The sequence below is a fragment of the Fructobacillus durionis genome (assembly GCF_900112405.1).
Lineage (GTDB): Bacteria > Bacillota > Bacilli > Lactobacillales > Lactobacillaceae > Fructobacillus > Fructobacillus durionis.
In genome coordinates this window covers 51,224-72,928 of record NZ_FOLI01000007.1, presented here as the reverse complement: position 1 = coordinate 72,928, position 21,705 = coordinate 51,224, and the positions used below count along the sequence as shown (strand labels likewise).

General features: G+C 45.4%; 18 protein-coding genes and 2 tRNA genes. 19 read left to right on the top strand and 1 reads right to left on the bottom strand.

Annotated features, from left to right (window positions below; genetic code table 11):
* The 3 genes from BMZ93_RS05990 to BMZ93_RS05980 all read left to right on the top strand — a co-directional run bounded on the left by BMZ93_RS05990 (nucleotide 1) and on the right by BMZ93_RS05980 (nucleotide 4,103).
* A tRNA-Tyr gene (locus tag BMZ93_RS05990) sits at nucleotides 1-83 on the top strand.
* A 29-nt stretch (nucleotides 84-112) separates the two neighbouring features.
* Nucleotides 113-184 (top strand) — tRNA-Gln (locus BMZ93_RS05985).
* A 226-nt stretch (nucleotides 185-410) separates the two neighbouring features.
* Entirely contained in the window at nucleotides 411-4,103 is a 3,693-nt protein-coding gene (locus BMZ93_RS05980) for a mucin-binding protein (RefSeq protein ID WP_091503164.1), read from the top strand.
* A gap of 298 nt (nucleotides 4,104-4,401) precedes the next feature.
* Here BMZ93_RS05980 and BMZ93_RS05975 read toward each other — a convergent pair whose 3' ends face one another.
* Nucleotides 4,402-5,172 (bottom strand): (S)-acetoin forming diacetyl reductase, encoded by a 771-nt coding sequence (locus tag BMZ93_RS05975; protein WP_091503162.1) that lies wholly within the window; start codon nucleotides 5,170-5,172, stop codon nucleotides 4,402-4,404.
* A 308-nt stretch (nucleotides 5,173-5,480) separates the two neighbouring features.
* Here BMZ93_RS05975 and BMZ93_RS05970 point away from each other — a divergent pair, with 308 nt between their 5' ends.
* The 16 genes from BMZ93_RS05970 to BMZ93_RS05895 all read left to right on the top strand — a co-directional run bounded on the left by BMZ93_RS05970 (nucleotide 5,481) and on the right by BMZ93_RS05895 (nucleotide 21,635).
* Nucleotides 5,481-6,701, top strand: coding sequence for a phosphoglycerate kinase (locus tag BMZ93_RS05970; protein ID WP_091503160.1), 1,221 nt, complete (start codon nucleotides 5,481-5,483; stop codon nucleotides 6,699-6,701).
* A gap of 156 nt (nucleotides 6,702-6,857) precedes the next feature.
* Nucleotides 6,858-9,233: an RNA polymerase recycling motor HelD gene (gene helD / locus BMZ93_RS05965; RefSeq protein WP_091503157.1), complete on the top strand. Its 2,376-nt coding sequence runs from the start codon at nucleotides 6,858-6,860 to the stop codon at nucleotides 9,231-9,233.
* Nucleotides 9,226-9,930, top strand: a complete 705-nt coding sequence (locus BMZ93_RS05960) for a type I pantothenate kinase (RefSeq protein ID WP_159427796.1) — start codon at nucleotides 9,226-9,228, stop codon at nucleotides 9,928-9,930. The genes helD and BMZ93_RS05960 overlap by 8 nt, the downstream gene beginning before the upstream one ends.
* Before the next feature lie 102 nt (nucleotides 9,931-10,032).
* Nucleotides 10,033-11,535, top strand: a complete 1,503-nt coding sequence (locus BMZ93_RS05955; RefSeq protein ID WP_091503153.1) for an MDR family MFS transporter — start codon at nucleotides 10,033-10,035, stop codon at nucleotides 11,533-11,535.
* A gap of 1 nt (nucleotide 11,536) precedes the next feature.
* Nucleotides 11,537-12,205, top strand: a complete 669-nt coding sequence (locus tag BMZ93_RS05950) for a DUF4811 domain-containing protein (RefSeq protein WP_091503152.1) — start codon at nucleotides 11,537-11,539, stop codon at nucleotides 12,203-12,205.
* Nucleotides 12,206-12,411: 206 nt separating this feature from the next.
* Nucleotides 12,412-12,612, top strand: a complete 201-nt coding sequence (locus BMZ93_RS05945; RefSeq protein ID WP_091503150.1) for a cold-shock protein — start codon at nucleotides 12,412-12,414, stop codon at nucleotides 12,610-12,612.
* 127 nt (nucleotides 12,613-12,739) lie between these two features.
* Nucleotides 12,740-13,450, top strand: a complete 711-nt coding sequence (gene gpmA, locus BMZ93_RS05940; protein ID WP_091503148.1) for a 2,3-diphosphoglycerate-dependent phosphoglycerate mutase — start codon at nucleotides 12,740-12,742, stop codon at nucleotides 13,448-13,450.
* Between the two features lie 81 nt (nucleotides 13,451-13,531).
* The gene (locus tag BMZ93_RS05935) at nucleotides 13,532-14,809 is read left to right on the top strand and encodes a solute carrier family 23 protein (RefSeq protein WP_091503146.1); all 1,278 of its coding nucleotides are present in this window, start codon (nucleotides 13,532-13,534) and stop codon (nucleotides 14,807-14,809) included.
* A 347-nt stretch (nucleotides 14,810-15,156) separates the two neighbouring features.
* Nucleotides 15,157-15,873 (top strand): F0F1 ATP synthase subunit A, encoded by a 717-nt coding sequence (gene atpB, locus BMZ93_RS05930; protein WP_091503144.1) that lies wholly within the window; start codon nucleotides 15,157-15,159, stop codon nucleotides 15,871-15,873.
* Nucleotides 15,874-15,960: 87 nt separating this feature from the next.
* Entirely contained in the window at nucleotides 15,961-16,188 is a 228-nt protein-coding gene (gene atpE / locus BMZ93_RS05925) for an ATP synthase F0 subunit C (RefSeq protein ID WP_091503142.1), read from the top strand.
* Between the two features lie 25 nt (nucleotides 16,189-16,213).
* A complete protein-coding gene (gene atpF, locus BMZ93_RS05920) occupies nucleotides 16,214-16,720 on the top strand; it encodes a F0F1 ATP synthase subunit B (protein WP_091503140.1) in 507 nt (168 codons plus the stop codon).
* 9 nt (nucleotides 16,721-16,729) lie between these two features.
* The gene (gene atpH / locus BMZ93_RS05915; protein WP_091503138.1) at nucleotides 16,730-17,272 is read left to right on the top strand and encodes an ATP synthase F1 subunit delta; all 543 of its coding nucleotides are present in this window, start codon (nucleotides 16,730-16,732) and stop codon (nucleotides 17,270-17,272) included.
* A gap of 12 nt (nucleotides 17,273-17,284) precedes the next feature.
* Nucleotides 17,285-18,802, top strand: a complete 1,518-nt coding sequence (gene atpA / locus BMZ93_RS05910) for a F0F1 ATP synthase subunit alpha (RefSeq protein WP_091503137.1) — start codon at nucleotides 17,285-17,287, stop codon at nucleotides 18,800-18,802.
* A gap of 11 nt (nucleotides 18,803-18,813) precedes the next feature.
* A complete protein-coding gene (locus BMZ93_RS05905; RefSeq protein ID WP_091503135.1) occupies nucleotides 18,814-19,731 on the top strand; it encodes a F0F1 ATP synthase subunit gamma in 918 nt (305 codons plus the stop codon).
* Between the two features lie 48 nt (nucleotides 19,732-19,779).
* On the top strand, nucleotides 19,780-21,180 hold the full coding sequence (atpD, locus tag BMZ93_RS05900; RefSeq protein ID WP_091503133.1) for a F0F1 ATP synthase subunit beta: 1,401 nt from the start codon (nucleotides 19,780-19,782) through the stop codon (nucleotides 21,178-21,180).
* A gap of 11 nt (nucleotides 21,181-21,191) precedes the next feature.
* Nucleotides 21,192-21,635, top strand: coding sequence for a F0F1 ATP synthase subunit epsilon (locus tag BMZ93_RS05895; RefSeq protein WP_091503131.1), 444 nt, complete (start codon nucleotides 21,192-21,194; stop codon nucleotides 21,633-21,635).
* Nucleotides 21,636-21,705: the final 70 nt, after the last annotated feature.

The window sequence follows — 21,705 nt, the reverse complement described above, 5'->3', positions numbered from 1 at the left end:
GGGAGTGTAGCGAAGTCTGGCTAAACGCGACGGACTGTAACTCCGTTCCTTCGGGTTCGTAGGTTCGAATCCTACCGCTCCCATTGCCTCGCTTCAGGCAAATTTGAAGCATTGCCCCTTGGCCAAGTGGTAAGGCAGAGGTTTTTGGTACCTCCATGCGCTGGTTCGATCCCAGCAGGGGCAATCAATGTTTAAGAAAAGAGCAGACCTTCGGGTCTGCTTTTTTTGTGTTTATTTTAAATAATACGATTATTTGTAATAAAAACTCCGACTTATAAGTAATTTTGAAAACATCCTTGAAATTTAGAAGAAATACTGTTGTAATAGTCGTGAAGAAAGAATAGGTACAATGTTCTTTTTAGAATCTATGTACTTATGTGAGACAGTATTTTGGTTAGGAGGAACTGTTCATGATGTACAACCATCAACAATTTAGTAAGCAGAACGAGAGAAAAGTGCTTCATAAAGTAAAGAAGAACTGGGTTGTCATGTCGGTTGCCTCCTTTGCCTTGATTGGCGGCATAGCCTTCGCATCTGAAAATAATACACTCGGGCAAGTTTCTGCCGATGATGCCACCCAAACTACTCAAGTTGACACAAAGCAAAATTTTTCAAATCCAAGTCAAAGCTTAGAGAACGGAAGCAACCAATCAGCCACTGCTTTAACTAGTCAGGTGGGGGCGGCTTCTTCCTATGAATATGCGAACCTAGCCAGTGACGGTTCTGTTCAAACGGATAAAATTTCTTGGCAACATAACGATGGTGATCAACTAGATACTGGTTGGATGGATTATGCCCAAGGAAACGCTGGTAAAGCTTCCATTTCTTTCACCATTAACGGTGGAAAGACTTTGAAAGCCGGCGATACGATTCGTATTCCGGTAAAAACAAATTTGGCGAACCAACCAGGTACGCAAACGTTTGGTGTCTCAAACTTGAATCCTGTGATTAATGATGATGAAGCGAATCAGTCGATTTCCAAGTCCGTTTCTTTTGACCAAAATACGCAAGAAATTGTCATCCCACTTGATGGTTCTAACTTTAATGCCAACCAAACCCACCGTATTACCTTAAACTTTAATACGGCTGGTGGTATGGTCTTTCCTAAGTCAGCAAGTAATGGTGCCGACCTGTCCTTCTCGGAGACAATTGCAGATCAAACTCATAATTACCACTGGGCGGCTAAGCCAACGGCACCAAACTTTAGTGAGAACAATACCCTTGGAACGATGCAGGACTTGATTTCTAGTCAAAGTTCAGATGGTGTGGAGTTACGTGCAACACTCTTTAATTCAGATGGTAAGCCATTTACACAACCAGTTCTCTTAAATAATGGTCAGGATTACATTCAAACCATTGATGTGAATGCAAGTACAACTTCTAACGGCCAAGAGGTTCCGGTTGACATCACCCCTGGAACCTTTAGCCCTTACGTGGCTGTTTCACAAAACTTCGGACCAGCAACAGAAGCAGCCGGTTGGACGGATCAAGCGGCTAATAACTGGGGTGGTACCTCAAACGCCGGTAATCGAATCGCCAACTGGTTCAACCAGGATTCAAGTAACAGTGCAACCCCTGCAGAGAACAGCTATTCAATTATTAAAGTATCAGACAGTCACTACAAGGTCGTGATTAACTACGGTAAGCAGCAGACACTCGCCTATAGTAAGGCTGAATTTGAAACCATCATTAAGTCGCAATACGCCCATGTATCGGATGCGGTCATTCAAGAAATGGAGAGCCGTTATAGCGACGGTAAGGGAAACGTTGTTATCCCATACTCAATCCAGGCAAGCATCCAGTTTAAGAACCCAAACAACAAGGACGGGCAGGTTAAGTATTCTGCTAACTTCTCTGATAACAAAGGTGTTTCGGACAACAAACATTCATTTACAACCCCAATGAACGACAACACCACCGAGGGTGAAACGAAAGTACTTGTTCACTACCAGGATGAACAGGGAAACCAAATTGCCGCCGATTCAAAGCAGTTGGGATTTGAGAAGGACAATAATACTTATTCTGCTAAGAGTGTTCAATTAGATCACTACACCTTGGATACCTCTAAGTTACCAGAAGGGGCTACATCAACTGGTGATGGCCAGTACGCCGTAAATGGACCCTTCAAGGCAGATTGGCAGAATGGTGTCCTAAACATTACCTATGTTTATAAGGCCGACCCAGCTTCTGCCAAAGTCCGTTACGTGCTCGACAAAGATGGCGATACCAATACGAATAACGATTGGGAACAACTAGACGAGAAGACGATTAACGGTTCATATGGTGAAGCTTATCAGACGCAGGCCAACGATTATTCGTCAAAGAATTACTACTTAGTTGAAGTCATTAACGGTCCTGATGGAACATTTGATGGAACTTCGGACCAGACCATTACCTACGTCTATGCACAAAACCGCAATCTAACCGTTAACTACCTTGATCAAGATAATAATAACCAGAAGATTGACGGGGACACCTACACCTACGTTAATAAGAACGGACATTGCAACGCCCTCGATTCATACCGGACGGCAGCAACCATCCAGGAACTGGAGAATAAGGGTTACGAGCTAGTGACTGATCCATATCCTGCCGCAGGTTATACCTTTGGTTCAGATTTGAACCAAACCTTTAACGTCGTCTTGAAGCACAAGCATGTCGATACGACTGAGACGAAGACCGCAACTCGTACGATTAACTACGTTGATCAGGATACCGGTCAACAGGTCGCCAACACGGTAACCCAACCGGTTACCTTCACGCGGACGGTGACAAAGGATGCGGTAACTGGCCAAGAAATCTCAACAGGAGCATGGACGCAATCCGGTTCTTGGTCTGAGGTTGACTCACCAAGTGTGGCTGGATATAATGCCCCAGATAAGGCCAAAGTCGATGCGGACAATAGCTTAAATGCGGATAACGCAACGGACCAGACCGTCACGGTTAAGTACAGCCATAAGACGAACGTCACGACCGAAACAAAGACGGTCACTCGTACGATTAAGTACGAAGATGCTTCAGACAACCACGAAATCCATGCTGAAGTAACGCAACCAGTTACTTTTACACGGACGAAGACGGTTGATGAGAAGACTGGTAACGTCACTTACGGTGACTGGACGCAGTCTGGTTCCTGGTCCGAAGTCGATTCACCATCCATTGACGGTTATGATGCACCCGACCGCGCCAAGGTCGATGCTGCCAATGTAACGGCCGATATGTCTGACGACACAGAAGTTGTTAAGTACAATCAAAAGAAGGATGCTACAACCGAAACAAGGGTTGTGACCCGTACCATCAAGTACGTCGACAAAGTCGATCAGCATGAAATTCATGCCGAGGTTAACCAAGCAATTACCTTTACTCGTCCAGTAGAGAAGAATGAAGCCACTGGTCAGGTTACGCCAACTGGCCCTTGGACTCAAAGCGGCTCATGGGGAGCAGTTCAGTCACCATCAATCGATGGTTATGCTGCGCCTGATCGTGCATCTGTACCTGCAGACAGCACGGTAACAGCGGACACAAAGGATGACACGGAGGTTGTTCAGTACGCCCATGGTACAGCTGAGAAGACTGAGACGAAGACGGCTACTCGAACGATTAAGTACGTTGATAAGAGTGACGGTCACGAGGTTGCCAAGACAGTGACCCAGCTGGTCACCTTTAAGAAGGATGTTACCATCGATACGGTCACTGGTCAGGTGACTAAGGATGGCACTTGGACACCAGATAGCGCTTCCTGGGCTGAAGTAACCTCACCAGCAGTTGATGGTTATGATGCCCCAGATAAGGCCAAAGTCGATGCTGAAAATGTCACAGCAGATACCAAGGACGAGAACGTGACGGTGACCTATCAAAAGAAGGCCTCAACACCTGTAACGCCAAATACACCGAATACACCAAGTTCATCCGACACGCCAAGTGCTTCGAACACACCAAGTCACGCAGACAATGGTGCAGCTAGCTCAAACGGCCGTGCAACAGCAAGCAAGAACCATTCGCTTCCTGCAACGGCAAAGCAACTTGGGCACTCTGTTAAGGGATTAGCCCTCTTAGGACTGGGTTCATTAGCGGTAGCGTTAGGATTGAAGAAAAAGGATTAAAAGGTAAAACGTAAGTTTTATTTAGGGATAAAAAGAAGGTCTCAAGATGTAAATCTTGAGACTTTTTTGTTCTGATAATGATAAAGAAATATTAGTTTACTTGCGAAAAATAATTGCTTGTCTTCGTGATAAGTAGTTGTTTGCCCCGTTCATTTGAACGGGGTTTTTATAATAAAAAAGCCCATCGCTGGCCGGCGATAGGCTTTTGAGAGGTAAAGTATATGCCTCTTAACTTGTTACATTAATTATAGTATTTAAATCTTGAGAGGCATGCTGAACTACTTGATGTGAGTAAAAATTACTGGAACTGCATACCACCGTCGACAATCAACGTCTGACCGGTAACGTAGTTTGAATCAGGACCAGCCAAGAATGAGACAACGGCTGAGATGTCTTCTGGTTGGGCTAAACGCTTCAAGGCGATGTCCTTTGAGAATTGGGCCATTCCCCATTCGTCGTCCTTACCGGCGTTTGCGCCAACCTTGTGGGCAATATCAAACATCATTGGCGTCTTAACGATTCCAGGAGCAAAGGCGTTTACCGTAATGCCTTCTTCTGCAAGGTCGCGGGCCGTTACCTGGGTGATACCACGAACGGCAAACTTTGTACCACTGTAAAGGGCTAAGTTAGGGTTACCAACGACACCAGCTTGAGACGTTGCGTTGATGATTTTTCCACCCTTACCAAACTTCTTGAAGTACTTGTGAGCAGCTTGGGTACCCCAAATGACACCAGCAGCGTTAACGTTGTAAACCTTGTTAAACTGTTCAGGCGTGATGGTATCAATTGGTGTGGTTGGACCTAAGCCGGCGTTGTTAACCAAAACATCAAGACCACCTAACTTTTCAACTGCTTCATCAACGGCAGCGAAGAAGTTATCACGATCAGCAACGTTAATCTTGATGGCCAACGCTTCACCGTTGGCCTTGTTCACTTCGTCAGCAACCTTTGTTGCTTCTTTAATGTTTAGGTCGGCAACGGCTACAGAAAAACCGTCCTTTGCCAATCGTTGGACGATTGCCTTACCAATACCTTGAGCTCCACCAGTTACAAATGCTACTTTTGCCATTTTGCGGCCTCCAATTATTCTGCAAGCACATCTTGCATCTGTGAATATTGTAACTTGTTATATGGCAAATAGATAGGCTTTTTAGTCACTTTGAGAAAGATTGCACAAAAGCTTTGAATTGATTCTTTTTTTGATAAATTGAAAGCTAGTTTACTGAAAAGTAAAATTCGAAGGTAAATCAAATTATCATTGATAGGGCAGCGACTTTCACAAGTAACAAAATGTACAAAATTAGCAGACTGGGCAGACATTTGCTAGTAATTGCTTTATAATTGGTCTTGTTAAGTAAAGAAATTTTGGAGGCAATCATGGCAAAATTAACTGTTCAAGATTTGAAGAATTTGGCCGGTAAGAAAGTATTGATGCGTGTGGACTTTAACGTCCCAATTAAGGATGGCGTAATTGGTAACGATAACCGTATCGTTGCTGCTTTGCCTACTATTAAGCACGTGATCAAGGAAAACGGCCGCGCCGTTTTGTTCTCACACTTGGGTCGTATCAAGACTGAAGATGACAAGAAGGAATTGTCATTGGCACCAGTCGCAAAGCGCTTGGGTGAATTGTTGGGACAAGAAGTTATCTTCGTTCCTGAAACACGTGGTGCTAAGTTGGAAGCCGCAATCAACGACCTCAAGGATGGTCAAGTATTGATGGTTGAAAACACACGTTTCGAAGACGTGAAGAACGGCGAATACGTGAAGTTGGAATCTGGTAACGACCCTGAATTGGGTAAGTACTGGGCTTCACTCGGTGATGACTTGTTCATCAACGATGCCTTCGGAACTGCTCACCGTTCACACGCTTCAAACGTTGGAATTGCTTCAAACGTTGACCAAGCCGCTGCAGGATACTTGATGGAAAAGGAAATCAAGTTCTTGGGTGACACAGTTGAAAACCCTAAGCGTCCATTCGTTGCCATTATTGGTGGTGCTAAGGTTTCTGACAAGATTGAAGTTGTTCAAGCTTTGTTGAAGAAGGCTGACAAGGTTATCATCGGTGGTGGAATGGCTTACACATTCGACGCTGCTAAGGGTAACAAGATTGGTAAGTCTTTGTTCGAAGCTGACAAGGTTGATTTGGCTAAGTCATTGATGGAAGAAGCCGGCGACCGTTTGGTATTGCCAATCGACGCTGTGGCTGCTGACAACTTTGCAAACGATGCAAAGACTGAAACAGTTGATTCAGCTGCTGGTATTCCTGACGGATACATGGGCTTGGACATCGGTCCTAAGTCAGTTAAGCTTTTCCAAGACGTTTTGGCAGATGCTAAGACTGTTGTATGGAACGGCCCAATGGGTGTGTTCGAAATGCCTAACTTCGCTAAGGGAACTTTGGCCATCGGAAACGAATTGGTTAAGGTAACTGAAAACGGTGGAACAACGATCGTTGGTGGTGGTGACTCAACTGCTGCCGTTCAAGCCTTGGGTGTTGCTGACAAGTTGTCACACATCTCAACTGGTGGTGGGGCTTCATTGGAATACCTTGAAGGTAAGCCATTGCCTGGTATCACATCATTGACTAACAAGTAAAATGATTTTTAGAAAGCTGACTTCGGTCGGCTTTTTTTGATGGTATTTTGTCATTAAAAAGTCTTTTCTCCTATTAAATTGTCATTTTTACCGTCCTATCTTTCTAAATTGGATAGGCGTATAATGGATACAACGTAAATTTAGAAGAGGTGTGCTGTGTCAAACGAGCAAAAAGTCCGCGAACAAGAATACCTAAATGGCGTCTTAAAAAAGATTGACCTCGCCCAGCTAGAAGCTGAAGCCGAAGTGAAGAAGTCCAATGGCTCACTATCTGACGTTGCCAAGGCTTGGGACGACGTCCGTGTTAAGACGTCAACCTACTCTGGTATCGTTGAAACGGCCATGTCGATTCGCCAGCAACAACAGGCTATCCAGGAACGTCAGTCTGCCAAGTCCCGTGCCGAAGACCGTTACAAGACTTTGGCGAAGCAAAAGGAAAAGCCTTACTTTGCCCGAATTGACTTCTTGGATAACGCGGAAGAGAACCGCGAAAAGGAGACCGTCTACATTGGGTTGGCTTCCTTTGCCGATGATGATGGTCGCTTCTGGGTCTATGATTGGCGAACGCCGGTTGCTTCCATCTACTATGATGGTGGACTCGGCCAAGTTGATTACATGACGCCGGCCGGTAAGCAGACCGCTGACGTTGTGCTCAAGCGTCAGTTTGAGATTGAGAAGGGGGTTATCGTCACACTCTTCGATACGGAAGAGGCGATTGGGGATGCCATGTTGTTGAACGCATTGTCAGGCGAATCAACAACGAAGATGAAGTCCATTGTCACGACCATCCAGAAGGAACAGAACAAGATCATCCGTAATACGGATGCGGACTTGCTCTTCGTTCAAGGTGCTGCTGGTTCCGGTAAGACGGCGGCCATCATGCAGCGTGTGGCCTACTTGCTTTACCGCTACCGCGGTAAGCTTAACTCTGGCCAGGTTGTCATGTTCTCACCCAACCAGCTTTTCAACGACTATGTTGATCAAGTTCTACCGGAACTGGGTGAGCAAAACCTCGTGCAACTGACCTTCTATCAGTACGCCTCCCACCGTTTGCCTCGTTTTGAAGTGCAAACTTTGGAAGACCGTTTCGAAAAGAACAAAGAAAACGAAAAGATTGACCACTTGCTCGGTTCTTTGGACATGTTTAAGGCTGTGCAGGCCTATGCCCAGGACCTGAACAAGTCCGGCTTGAAGGTTCGTAACCTGAACTTCCGTGGTGAGCCATTGCTCAGCAAGGATAAGATCCGTAGCGTTTACTACCAATATAATGAAAACTACAAGCTTTCTCAGCGATTGGAAGCCACGCAGGAGAGCCTTTTGCGCTCACTCCGTTCCCAAGTTGGTGTTCAAATGAAGTCCGACTGGGTCGAATTGGCCATCGAAAACTTGTCGAAACAAGAGTATGACGAATTGGTTGGGGCTGGTCAGGTCCGCCTAGGGGATGACCAGATTAACGACGCCGGGGATATGACTCGTTTGCACCAGTTGGGTGAGGGCCCTAAGGAACGGACCTTCTCCTCGGATGCTGCTGAACGTAAGTTCTTGGCTAAAAAGATTGCCACCCAGGCGCTCCGCCCACTTGCTAAGCGTGTTCGTCGAGCTGGCTTTATTAACATTAACGCCCAGTTCGTTGACCTTTTACGCAAGCTCCCTCATTACCTGAACTTGGCTGATTATCAAATTAGCCAACAGGAGTGGGAGAATTACATTGAGGCTGTGATTGAGAAGGTTAAGAACCGTCAATTGTCGCTTTCAACGACAACAATCTACCTATATCTATACGATTTGATTACTGGAAAGCACGGACAGCGTGAGATTCGTTACCTCTTCATTGATGAAATTCAGGATTACACACCATTCCAGTTGGCCTTCTTGAAGTTCTCCTTCCCAAACGCCAAGTTCACGGTGCTAGGGGATTTGAACCAGGCCATCTTTACGCAAGACTGGGCCTCATCGCTCGAAGAGGACTTTGCCTCACTCTTTAACCCCGATAAAGTCGATTTCGTTGAATTGACGCAGACCTACCGTTCGACGAAGCAGATTACCGACTTCTCGAAGGGCTTGCTTCGAGATGGTAAGACCATTGAAGCCTTCAACCGTAGCGGTGATTTACCAACGGTGAAGGTGACAGATACCGAAGCTGCCGCGGTTGCGGCTGTGAAGAAGCAGCTACAGCAAAACGCTGAAGATGGTGAACAGACAGCCATTATCACTCAGACTTTGTCAGAAGCAAAGGCCCTTGCTGAAGCACTGAAGGACGAACCAATTACGTTGATTCGTTCCGAAAACCAGCGCCTGGCACCGGGAGCGGTTATTTTGCCATCCTACCTAGCCAAGGGATTGGAATTCGATGCCGTGATTGTTTGGCAGGCTGATGCCGCTCACTACAGTAAGGACGACGTTCGTCGCTTGCTCTATACGGTTACTTCCCGTGCCATGCACCGACTCAGTTTGATTGGTTATGGTGCGATGTCACCAATGATTGAAGAATTACCAGACTCTTTGTACATCTTGGAGGATGACAATGTTTGATCAATTACTTAGCCAAATTAAAAAAGCCCAGAATGGGTCTTTTTTTACGATTGGGTTAACGGGCTCAGTGGCCGTTGGGAAATCGACTTTAGCCGAGCGATTGGCTGTCGGATTAAGAGAAGCCGGGTTACGAGTTGCTGTGCTGTCAACGGATGCTTTCTTGAAAGACAATGCGACCCTTCATAAAGAAGGCATCTTCGACGAGAAGGGCTTTCCAAAGAGCTATGACTTAAAGGCTTTGGAAACATTCATCCGAGAATTTCAGGAGGGACAAAGTAACCAGCAAGTCGCTGTTTACTCGCAAACCCTTGCTGATATCGTGCCTGGTGAAAGGAAGAGCCTAGAACTACCAGACGTGTTGATCTTAGAAGGGGTTGTTGCCTTGCAGCTGCCGGATGAACTACTCAACAGTACGATTTTCTTAGAGGCCGATATGGCCGATGTGAAGGACTGGTACCTGGAGCGTAACTTGCTCTCAACTGTGAAGTCCGCCAACCACCCGGACTCCTGGCGTGCACAATACGCCAAGTTACCCCTGATTGACTTTTACGAGTTGGCCATGGCCATCTGGGAGAAGACTAATCAGAAAAATTACGATGATTATATTTACCCTAGTCAAAAGTCCGCCGATTGGATTGTGGCCCTGGATTACTATCACCAGATTACAGAAATCAAAGTCGGGCCACGGCAGGCCTGAGAGGACATCGGCTCTTGTGCATAAAGTGCCTTTGTTGACTTTTGATTTTTTTAGCAGTAGTATACCTATCTGGATTATTTCTTAACAATTTTGGAGGAAGAAATGGCGAAAAATAAAGAAACAGCCGGGCAACCGGTAAATAAAATTGCCATGATGGCCTTGCTGATGATCGGGTCTTTTGTGATCATCTTGATGCAGACCTCATTGGGAACGGCCTTGCCAGCATTGATGACAGCTTTTGACGTTGATTCAGCCACCGTACAGTGGTTGACGACGATTTTCTTGATGGTGAACGGGATTATGATGCCCGTTTCAGCCTATTTAACAACACGAATTCCAACGAAGTACCTCTACTTGTCAGCCTTGGCTGTTTATATTGTAGGAACTTTCATGGCCTGGACGGCACCAACGTCTGAATTCTGGATGATGATGGTCGCCCGTGGCTTGCAAGCCGTTGCGGCTGGTATCGTTATGCCTTTGATGCAGGTTGTTGCTTTGACACTTTTCTCAGAAGAATCACGAGGAAAGGCCATGGGTTCAATCGGCTTGGTTATCGGAATGGCGCCAGCCATTGGACCTACTTTGACTGGTTGGATTTTGGATGGTAAGCACGAATTCCTTGGTATGAGCATCGGTGGTGACTGGCGTTCAATCTTTGCCATGGTTTTGCCACTGGCCGTCATTGTTTTCTTCCTTTCAATCTTCTACTTTAAGAACGTATTGGAAACGAAGCAGGTTACCTTGGACATTCGTTCATTGATTGAATCAACCCTTGGATTCGGTGCTTTGCTCTATGGTTTCGCCATGGTTTCAAACCACGGTTGGGACTCATTTAGCTACGTTATCGCCCCAATCATTGTTGGTGCTTTGATTATTGCCGAATTCACTCGTCACCAGTTCCACATGGAAAAGCCATTCTTGGACATGAAGCTCTTCATGAACAAGCAGTTTGCCTTGACGACAACCCTTGTTTCATTGACATTCATCGCCATGATTGGTGTCGAAATGGTCTTGCCTTCATACATGCAGATGGTACGTGGTTTGTCAGCCCTTGATTCTGGTTTGACTTTGCTACCTGGTGCCATGATGATGGGATTGATTTCACCAATTGCTGGTTCTTTCTATGACAAGATTGGTGCTAAGCGCTTGGCCATCTTTGGATTCGCCTTGGTTGCCATGGCAACTTTGCCTTACTACTACTTGACTGCTGAAACACCAACCATTTACATCACTGCTTTGTACATGGTTCGTATGGCCGGTGTTGCCTTCACGATGATGCCTTTGACATCTGCAGCCATGAGCGTGTTGCCACGTACAGAAACCGCTCAGGGTACTGCCGTGAACAACACGATTCGTCAGATTGCCGCTTCACTTGGAACGGCCATCTTGGCTTCTGTTATGCAATCAGTTGCCAACGACAACATGCCTAAGGCTTCTTTGAAGACCGCGGACCCATTGTCTTATGCTTCAAAGGCCATTGATGCAACCTTGGACGGTTTCCACATGTCATTCTTTGTGGCGGCCCTCTTCGCCGTTGCGGCCTTGGCTTTGTCCGTCTTCATGATTAATGGTAAAGTCGTACGCAAGGAAGAGAAGGAGAACTAAGATGATTATTATTCTATTTATTCTTTTTGTTATTCTAGCTTTCCTATCACTGATGTTAATTAAGAACCGCGCAGTACGCGTGATTTCAACTTTGGTTTCCTTTGTCCTTGTTGCCTTATCCATTGTGCTGATTGTGGCCAACGCCCATGATCACTACGGGATGGATGTGAAGGCAAAGACGGCGAAGACACAGATTTACTCAGCGCAAGACCAAAACACATACGGTGTCTTGGCCTACCAACCTGTTGGTACTTCTGGTCGCGAAAAGGCCTTTGTTTATAAGGCTAAGGCCGATGCGAAGAAGACAACGGTTGCAAAGCCAGATTTGAAGACATCAACGCAAATTCAAAACGTTGATGGCAACCAAGCCTTCCAAGTAACCACAACCAAGGAATACGTTTACAAGAACGACTTTTATAAGTTCCTCTTTGGTTGGGCTGGTAACAACCACGACGTGAAGTCAAAGGTTGTTACTTACCAAGTGCCAGCAACTTGGATTGCCCTGTCTGCTCAAGACGGTGCGAAGTTGAAGGCTGTCTTGTCAGCTAAGGTTTCCGACCCTGATTTCATCTCATGGATGAAGCAGAACAAGGAAACAGCAGCGACGGATCCTGATCAAGCAGCACGTGATGCCGTTTCGTATTATAAAAATATTCTTGCCAATTCCTAATATTGAAAAATAAGGCGTTTAAATTCTGAAATAATTGTAATATTTGTAGAATGGCTGCGTTGTAAACTCTTGTTGGCTATGTTATAGTTAACGTGTAAATTAAGTTTGAATTTTGATTTTGATTTGTTTTTTTCGAAAGGCGTCATACCAAAAACATCTTATTTATTTACATGACACAGATGGGATGACCCAAAGGAGAAACAATCATGGAAAAAGGTACAGTAAAGTGGTTTAACAGCGAAAAGGGCTACGGCTTCATCACTCGCGAAAACGGTGAAGATGTCTTTGCACACTTCTCAGCTATCCAAGGCGACGGATTCAAGACTTTGGAAGACGGACAAGACGTTACGTTTGAAGTTGAAAACTCAGACCGCGGATTGCAAGCTGTTAACATTAACAAGGCTTAATTCTTTAATTAAGTTTGAAAAGCTCGGACATGTGTCCGGGCTTTTTCTTTTGCCCTAGGCCTGCAAAGACAGGCTGGAATGTTGTATAATAAGCAAGAATCATTTCAAGCAAAAAAGGAGCTAGAACATGGCAAAATTAGTTTTGATCCGTCACGGACAAAGTGAATGGAACGCATTGAACTTGTTTAATGGTTGGGTGGACACAAAGTTGTCTGAACAAGGTATCGAACAAGCCAAGCACGCAGGTGAATTGTTGAAGGCAGAAGGTATCGAATTCGACCAAGCCTACACTTCAGTTTTGACTCGTGCCATCACGACTTTGCACTACGCTTTGGAAGAAGCTGGTCAACTTTACGTTCCTGAAGAAAAGTCATGGCGTTTGAACGAACGTCACTACGGTGCTTTGCAGGGTAAGAACAAGGCTGCCGCTGCTGAAAAGTACGGTGAAGACCAAGTTCACATCTGGCGTCGTTCATACGATGTTTTGCCTCCACTTTTGGACAACTACGAAGAAACTGTTGAAGTTGAAGGTAAGACTTATCCTGCCTTTGACGCACGTTACGCTGACGTACCTTACGGTGAATTGCCATTGGGTGAAAACTTGAAGGTTACGTTGGAACGTGTATTGCCTTTCTGGGATGCTAAGATCAAGAAGGACTTGGCAGCTGGTAAGGATGTTGTGATTGCCGCCCACGGTAACTCACTCCGTGCTTTGGTTAAGCACTTGGAAAACATTTCAGATGACGACATCTTGAATGTTGAAATCGCTAACGGACAACCAATCGTTTATGATTTGGCTGCTGATTTGACGATCAATTTAAAGAAGGTTTTGAAGTAATCTGGCCTTTTGAATCACCGATATTGTTTCGGTGATTTTTTTTGAGCAAAAACACGATTTTATAATTCTGGAGAATGTGAAATGAAAAAGACTGTTGAGAGCGAACAAGCGATTTATAACTTGTATGACCGACCACCTTTGCTGCCATTTATTGGATTATCCTTACAGCATTTATTCTCAATGTTTGGTGCAACCATCTTAGTCCCTCTGTTAGTAGGCCTTGATCCAGCCGTTGCCCTTTTTGCTTCGGGTGTTGGAACATTGATTCACTTGTTAACGACCCACGGTCGTGTGCCAGCTTACATGGGTTCTTCATTTGCCTTTATTATTCCCATGGTTTCGATGATGAAGACGGTTGGCTATTCCGCTGTTGGACAGGGTGTGGTCTCTGTTGGACTTTGTTACTTAGTCATTGCCTTGATTGTTGCCAAAGCCGGAACGGCTTGGATTGATAAAATTTTTCCACCAGAAGTGGTGGGACCGGTCATTATGGTGATTGGTTTGTCACTGGCGCAAACGGCCGCCCAGTCAGGTACCGAAATTAACGGACAGTACGATATGCGCGCCTTCATTGTCGCTGGGGTCACGCTTTTAGTAACGATTTTCTGTAACTTCTATTTAAAGGGCTTTCTAGGTTTGATTCCTGTGCTGCTTGGTATCATCTTTGGCTATATCTGTGCATTACTCTTTGGATTAGTCGACTTTTCCCCAGTGATGCAAGCCGATTGGTTCTCTCTGCCACACTTTGATTTCTTCTTTGCTGGTTCGGCTAAGCACGCAGCGCACTTTTATCCAATGGCCATGTTGACCATGATGCCTTTGGTTCTAGTGACACTATCGGAACACTTGGGTCACTTACTGGTGCTGAAAAAAGTTACGGGACATGACTTCTTCAAAGATCCTGGCTTGAGCAAGACGCTGGCAGGGGACGGATTAGCCTCGGTCTTTGCTGGTTTGGTTGGAGGACCTGCCTTAACTTCTTATGGTGAAAATATCGGCGTGATGCAACTGTCCCGTGTCTTCTCTGTTTGGGTGATTGCAGGTGCTGCTGTCTTTGCTTCCATCTTTGCCTTTATCGGCAAGTTAGCTGCCTTGATTCGCTCTGTGCCGGGTGCGGTAACCGGTGGTGTCGGCCTCATGCTCTACGGTGTGATTGCTGCCGCGGGTATTCAAGTGATGGTGGATAACCGTATTGATTATGGTAAGAAGCGCAACCTGTTGATTGCTGGGCCGGTCTTGGTTGTTGGGATTGGAAACTTCCACCTCCAGCTTTTGTCAGAAGTTGATTTTTCAGGTGTTGCCATTGCGACATTGCTAGGAATTATTTTGAATTTAATTTTGCCAAAAGAAAGCAAGTAATTTAGAAAAAAGGAGCCATTCAAAAGAAGGGCTCCTTTTTTTGAATGAGTTTTCACAAAATTGTTAAAAAATCTCATTCTAAATAAGTAATTTTAGTATTTGTTCATCGTTTCGATTTTAATAAACAGATTCACAAGACTGTTGGATAGGCCTTTTATCGGCCTTTTCGACACTTTTATCATTCTGTCGCATATATTGATTCTTTTCTTTAAAAAATCTCATTTGGTTGTGAAAATGGCACATATTCCCTTGTGTTTAGAATACAGTGAGCGTATTATGGGGGTATATTTTGAGAGATGACAAGATGTCTTGCGTCAAAATAGAAAATTGCAGAAAGGAGAAAACCGATGGATGAACCGACATCAACATTTTCTTTCCTAGGGCTGACATTCACCTGGACAACAGTGCTCTCAACCTTATTGGCAATGACCGTTGTTGTCTTGTTGGCAGTCTTCCTTACGCGGAAGGTGGCCATCCGGCCTTCACGTGGTCAAAACGTGATTGAATATGTGTTGGACTTTGTTAGGGGAATTCTGGGAGACCAGTTGCCAAGCAATCTGGCCCGTCAGTTTGGCCTGTACAGCTTTACTTTGTTCCTTTTCTTAGTAGTATCAAATGAAATGGGACTATTGTTGCAAGTTAAGACAGCCTCTGACGTGACTTTGATTAAATCGCCAACGGCTGATCCTTTAATTGCCTTTAGTTTGGCTATCATGTCAATTATGCTGGCAAATGCAACGGGTATTAAGACCTTAGGATTAGGCGGTTATCTCAAGAACATGTTCTTGAAGCCTTATGCGGCGTTGTTCCCACTGAACTTCGTTGAGCAAGTGACAAACTTTTTGACACTGGCTTTGCGACTCTTTGGAAACATCTTTGCTGGTGAATTAATGTTGAACTTGCTAGCAAGCATGGCCTTTTCATTACATGGATTTGGCTGGATTATCGCTTTGCCGCTTGAGATGGCCTGGCAGGCCTTCTCATTACTAATCGGTGGCATCCAGGCCTACGTTTTCGTTATGTTAACAGCCGTCTTCACGGCGCAGTTATCCGGCGAAGAGTAGTGTGGAACTACTGCTAGTAGCAGACGCGGGGGACCGTTATCATCCAATAGTAGAAGAAAGCTCTTTCGTAACTAAAGGAGAAAGCAAATGGATTTACAGAACTTAGGTGTTATTGCAGCTGGAATCGCCTTTGCCGGAGCCGCCATTGGTGGTGGTATCGGTGTTGGTGTGATGTACTCACAGTTTTTGGCCGGAATGTCTCGCCAACCTGAATTGGCTGGAAAGCTTTTGTCACGTGCCTTCCTTGGATTGGCCTTGGCCGAAGCCTTGCCAATCATCGTTGTTGGTATGGCCTTTACTTTGATCAACAAGTAAGAGGAATCCTTAGAGGAGATAAAAGATGGCGCAAACATTATTAATGACAAAGGCGATGCCACTTGGCGATATGGTCTTTATTATTGTTGCCTTCCTCCTACTAATGGTCATTTTGAAGAAGGTGGCCTATGGACCTTTAACAAAGGTCTTAGACCAACGTGCGGATAAGATTAACAAGGACTTAGATGACGCTCAACAAAAGAGTGAAGATGCTGCTTCCTTGGTTGAACAACGCCAAAAGGAACTTTCTGAATCAAAGAACCAAGCGAGCCAGATGATTGAGACGGCTAAGAAGTCCGCTCAAGCACAATCCGACTCATTGATTCAAGCAGCAAATACGCAGGTTGCTGGCATGCGCCAATCAGCCCAAGAAGATGCTGTGCAGATGAAGAACGATGCGATGAACACGGCCAAGAAGGACGTGGCAGACTTGTCTGTAACCATCGCTTCCAAGTTGATTCAAAAGGAATTATCTGCTGATGACCAGCGAGCCTTAATTGATGCTTACTTAGCAGAATTAGGCCAGCAGTAAGGAGGACAGATGGCTAACAAAAAGGAAAAAGTGGTCGAACAATACGCCGAAGCGCTTTTGGCGTACGGCTCCGATCAAGATTCTTTTGACAGCCTACTGGCTGACTTGAAAGTCGTGAACGATGTGGTAACAAAGAATCCGAAATTAACGGCTTTGCTATCCGCGCAAACGATTTCAGAAGAAGACCAAGTCTCCTTATTGGACACATTAACCAAGGGTGCTAACCAAGGTGTTGTGAACTTAACAAAAATTTTGTTGAGTCACCACCACTTCGCATTGTTTGGGGCAGTCGTTAACCGATTCTTTGACCTTTATCAAGAACGCCAGGGTATTGAAAGTGTTGTCATCACTTCAGCCGTAGCAGTTGATGATAGTCAAAAGGAACGCTTAGCACAAGCCTTCCAAAAGCAAAGCGGGGCAAAGAAGGTTGAAGCAACCTACACGGTCGACCCCGAGTTGATCGCGGGTGTGTCCATGCAATCCAAGTCAATTTTGATTGACGGATCGCTGAAGACGAAAATTGCCAAATTGAAGGCAGAGTTACTAGGTTAGTGAGGAAAAGACATGGCGATTCAAGCTGAAGAAATTTCTGCTTTAATTAAGCAGCAGCTCGAAAAGTTCGACACAAAACTGACTGTAGAAGAAATTGGAACGATTACCTATATCGGTGATGGTGTTGCCCGAGCAACTGGCTTGGCAAACGCCCTTTCCGGTGAATTGGTTACCTTTAACAACGGTGCCTATGGTATGGTCCAAAACCTTGAAGAATCTGAAGTTGGAATCATTGTCTTAGGTTCCTCAGAAGGTATTCGTGAAGGGGATACAGTTAAGCGAACAGGACACGTAATGGAAGTTCCTGTTGGTGAAGAATTGATTGGGCGTGTCGTCAACGCTTTGGGACAACCCATTGATGGATTAGGCGACCTAAATACTACAAAGACTCGACCTGTCGAAGCCAAGGCACCTGGTGTCATGGCTCGTAAGTCAGTTTCTGAACCATTGCAAACAGGTATCAAGGCGATTGATGCCCTTGTTCCAATCGGTCGTGGTCAGCGTGAGTTGATCATCGGTGATCGTAAGACAGGTAAGACTTCAATTGCTGTCGATACGATTTTGAACCAAAAAGACCAAGATATGATCGTTATTTACGTAGCGGTTGGTCAAAAAGATTCAACGGTTCGTGAACAAGTTGAAACGCTCAAGAAGATGGGCGCAATGGACTACACAATTGTTGTTAACGCAGGGCCTGCTGAAGCAGCTGCTTTGCTTTACCTGGCACCATATGCTGGGGCAGCAATGGGTGAAGAATTCATGTACAACGGTAAGCATGTCTTGATTGTCTTTGATGACCTATCAAAGCAAGCAACGGCATACCGTGAGATATCTTTGATTCTTCGTCGTCCACCTGGTCGTGAAGCCTATCCTGGTGATGTCTTCTACTTGCACTCACGTTTGCTTGAACGTGCAGCCAAGTTGTCAGACGAACTAGGTGGTGGATCAATGACGGCCTTGCCAATCATTGAAACGCAAGCTGGTGATGTGTCTGCATATATCCCAACCAACGTTATTTCAATTACCGATGGACAGATTTTCTTGGATGCTGACCAGTTCTACGCTGGTGTACGTCCTGCCATCGATGCCGGAACTTCTGTTTCCCGTGTTGGTGGAGATGCCCAAATTAAGGCTATGAAGAAGGTTTCCGGAACATTGCGTTTGGACCTTGCTTCATACCGTGAGTTGGAATCATTTGCCCAGTTCGGTTCTGATTTGGATGCGGCAACGCAGGCTAAGTTGAACCGTGGTAAGCGTACGGTTGAAGTTTTGAAGCAACCATTGCACAAGCCAATGGCTGTTCAACACCAAGTCTTCGTTTTGTATGCATTGACACATGGTTACTTGGACGATGTTGCTGTTTCTGACATCCAACACTTCCAAGATGAATTCATCGCTTACTTGGATGCTAGTCAAAAGGATTTGTTGAACGAAATCGTGACAACAAAGCAATTGCCTGACACCGATAAGATGGATGCTGCAGTGAAGACCTTTAAGGATAGCTACACAGGCTCTTCAGCTGACAAATAAAAGGAGGCAAAATGGCTTCTTTACAAGATATTAAGCGGCGAATTGCTTCTACCAAGAAAACTCGTCAGATTACGTCAGCCATGCAGATGGTTTCAACTGCAAAGTTGAGCCAAATCCAACGTTCGACAGAGGGCTACCATGAGTATGCCTACCGTCTAAAGGCCGTTGTTTCACATTTGATTGAAGCACACGTCCTGGATAACGTTGATTCATCCCATTTGCCAATGGTTGCCAAGCGTCCTGTTAAGAAAACGGGAATCTTGCTTGTGACTTCTGATCGTGGTTTGGTAGGATCATACAACGCCAACATCATCAAGAAAACAAACGCCTTGATGAAGGAACACAACTTAACGCCAGAAAACACTGTGATTTTGGCTATCGGAGGTAACGGAGCCGACTTCTATAAGAAACGTGGCTTTACCGTTGCTTTGGAACACCGTGGTCTATCGGATGTGCCTACCTTTAACGAGGTTCGTCAGGTTCTAAAGACTGTGATTTCCCTTTACGAAGCCGAAGCCTTTGACTCTTTGCACATGGTCTACAACCACTTCATTAACCGTTTGCAAGCGGACCAACGAAACGTCCAATTGCTTCCGTTGACACGTGAAGTTGTTGAAGAAACCAAGGAACAAGAGGATGAAGATGGGCAGGAACAATCGTTCGATACGATGTCTGCCTACGATTCTGAGCCGGATACAGCGACTGTTTTGAACGTGGTTTTGCCACAATACATTCAGTCCCTCGTCTTTGAGGCCTTGCTCGATGCGAAAACCACCGAGCACGCTGCTTCATCGACAGCGATGTCTTCTGCAACTGACTCTGCTGATGATTTGATTTCAACACTCAGTTTGCAGTACAACCGTGCTCGTCAGTCACAGATTACGACTGAAATCACCGAAATTACCGGTGGTATGGTCGCTTTGGAATAAGAAATTGAGGGCGGTGTTTAACACCGTTAACACAGAAAGGAAACAAGCATGACTACTGGAAAAGTCGTACAAGTGATCGGTCCAGTCGTTGATGTGGCCTTTGATGAAGGAGTCGAAATTCCTGAAATCAACAACGCTTTGTTGGTTCAATTAGGGGATGATAAGACTTTGACCGTTGAAGTTTCATTGGCCTTGGGTAACGGCGTTGTCCGTACCATTGCCATGGACGGAACGGATGGGTTGCAGCGCGGCATGGCCGTTCAAGACACTGGTAAGCCAATTGAAGTTCCCGTTGGGGAAGCAACTTTGGGTCGTGTCTTCAACGTTTTGGGTCAACCAGTTGATAACGCTGGTGCCATTGACGATTCTGTTGAACGTCACCCAATTCACCGGGCAGCCCCTGAATACGATGAATTGACTACTTCTCGAGAAATTCTCGAAACTGGTATCAAGGTTATCGATTTGTTGGCGCCATACATTCGTGGTGGAAAAGTTGGATTATTCGGTGGTGCCGGAGTTGGTAAAACCGTTTTGATTCAAGAGTTGATTCACAACATCGCCCAGGGTCATAATGGTATTTCTGTCTTTACTGGTGTCGGGGAACGTACCCGTGAAGGTAACGACATGTACCACGAAATGAAGGAATCTGGCGTTTTGAAGCAAACTGCCATGGTTTATGGTCAAATGAACGAACCTCCTGGTGCACGTATGCGTGTTGCCTTGACTGGTTTGACAATGGCCGAATCATTCCGTGATAACGAAGGAAAAGATGTTTTGCTCTTTATCGATAACATCTATCGTTTCACTCAGGCCGGTTCTGAAGTTTCAGCCCTTTTGGGCCGTATTCCTTCAGCCGTTGGTTACCAGCCAACGTTGGCTTCTGAAATGGGTAAGCTCCAGGAACGAATCACGTCAACGAAGAAGGGTGCCGTTACATCAATCCAGGCCGTTTATGTGCCTGCCGATGATTATACCGACCCTGCTCCTGCGACGACTTTCGCCCACTTGGATGCCACAACCAACTTGGAGCGTTCATTAACGCAACAAGGTATCTACCCAGCCGTTGATCCTTTGGCATCAACGTCATCAGCCTTGGACCCAGAAGTGGTTGGCCAAGAACACTACGAAGTGGCAACTGAAGTTCAACGGACGCTCCAGCGTTACCGTGAATTGCAAGACATCATCGCCATTTTGGGTATGGATGAATTGTCAGACGAAGAAAAGGTTACAGTTAACCGTGCTCGTCGTATTCAATTCTTCCTTTCACAACCATTCGCTGTTGCTGAAACCTTTACTGGCGTAAAGGGTGAATACGTCCCAATCGCTGAGACGGTTCGCTCATTTAAGGAAATCTTGGATGGTAAGTATGATGACCTACCTGAAGATGCTTTCCGTAACGTCGGTCCCATCGAACAAGTGGTGGATAAGGCGAAGTCAATGGCCCAATAAGGGGGTAATCCATGGCTGAACAAGAACAACAACAGACTGGTATTACAGTGAGAATCGTGACACCAGATGGTCAAGTTTTTGATCAATCTGGATCCGAAATTGCCGTAATTAACACTAAGGGTGGCCAGATGGGAATCATGGCTGGCCACGAGCCAATTTTGGCAGCGCTGGCCATCGATGAAATGATTGTTAAAAAAGACAATCAGCAACGTTCCCTTGCCGTTAACGGTGGAGTTGCCGAGTTTTCACATAACCTATTAACGGTTATTGCCGACTCAGCCGAAGTCGCTGACGATATTGATGTTGATCGAGCTAAGAGTGCCAAAGAACGTGCGCAAGCACGTTTGGCTGAAGCACAAAAGGTCAACGATAACCGTGAAATCAAGATGGCTCAAGTCGCGTTGATGCGAGCTGTTAACCGAATTCATGTTGCTTCTATCCGCTCAGGCCGATAAGAAGTGAAAAGGACTAGCGAAAGCTAGTCCTTTTTTTATGTTTTTTAAAAGTTTTTTTGCATATTTAATG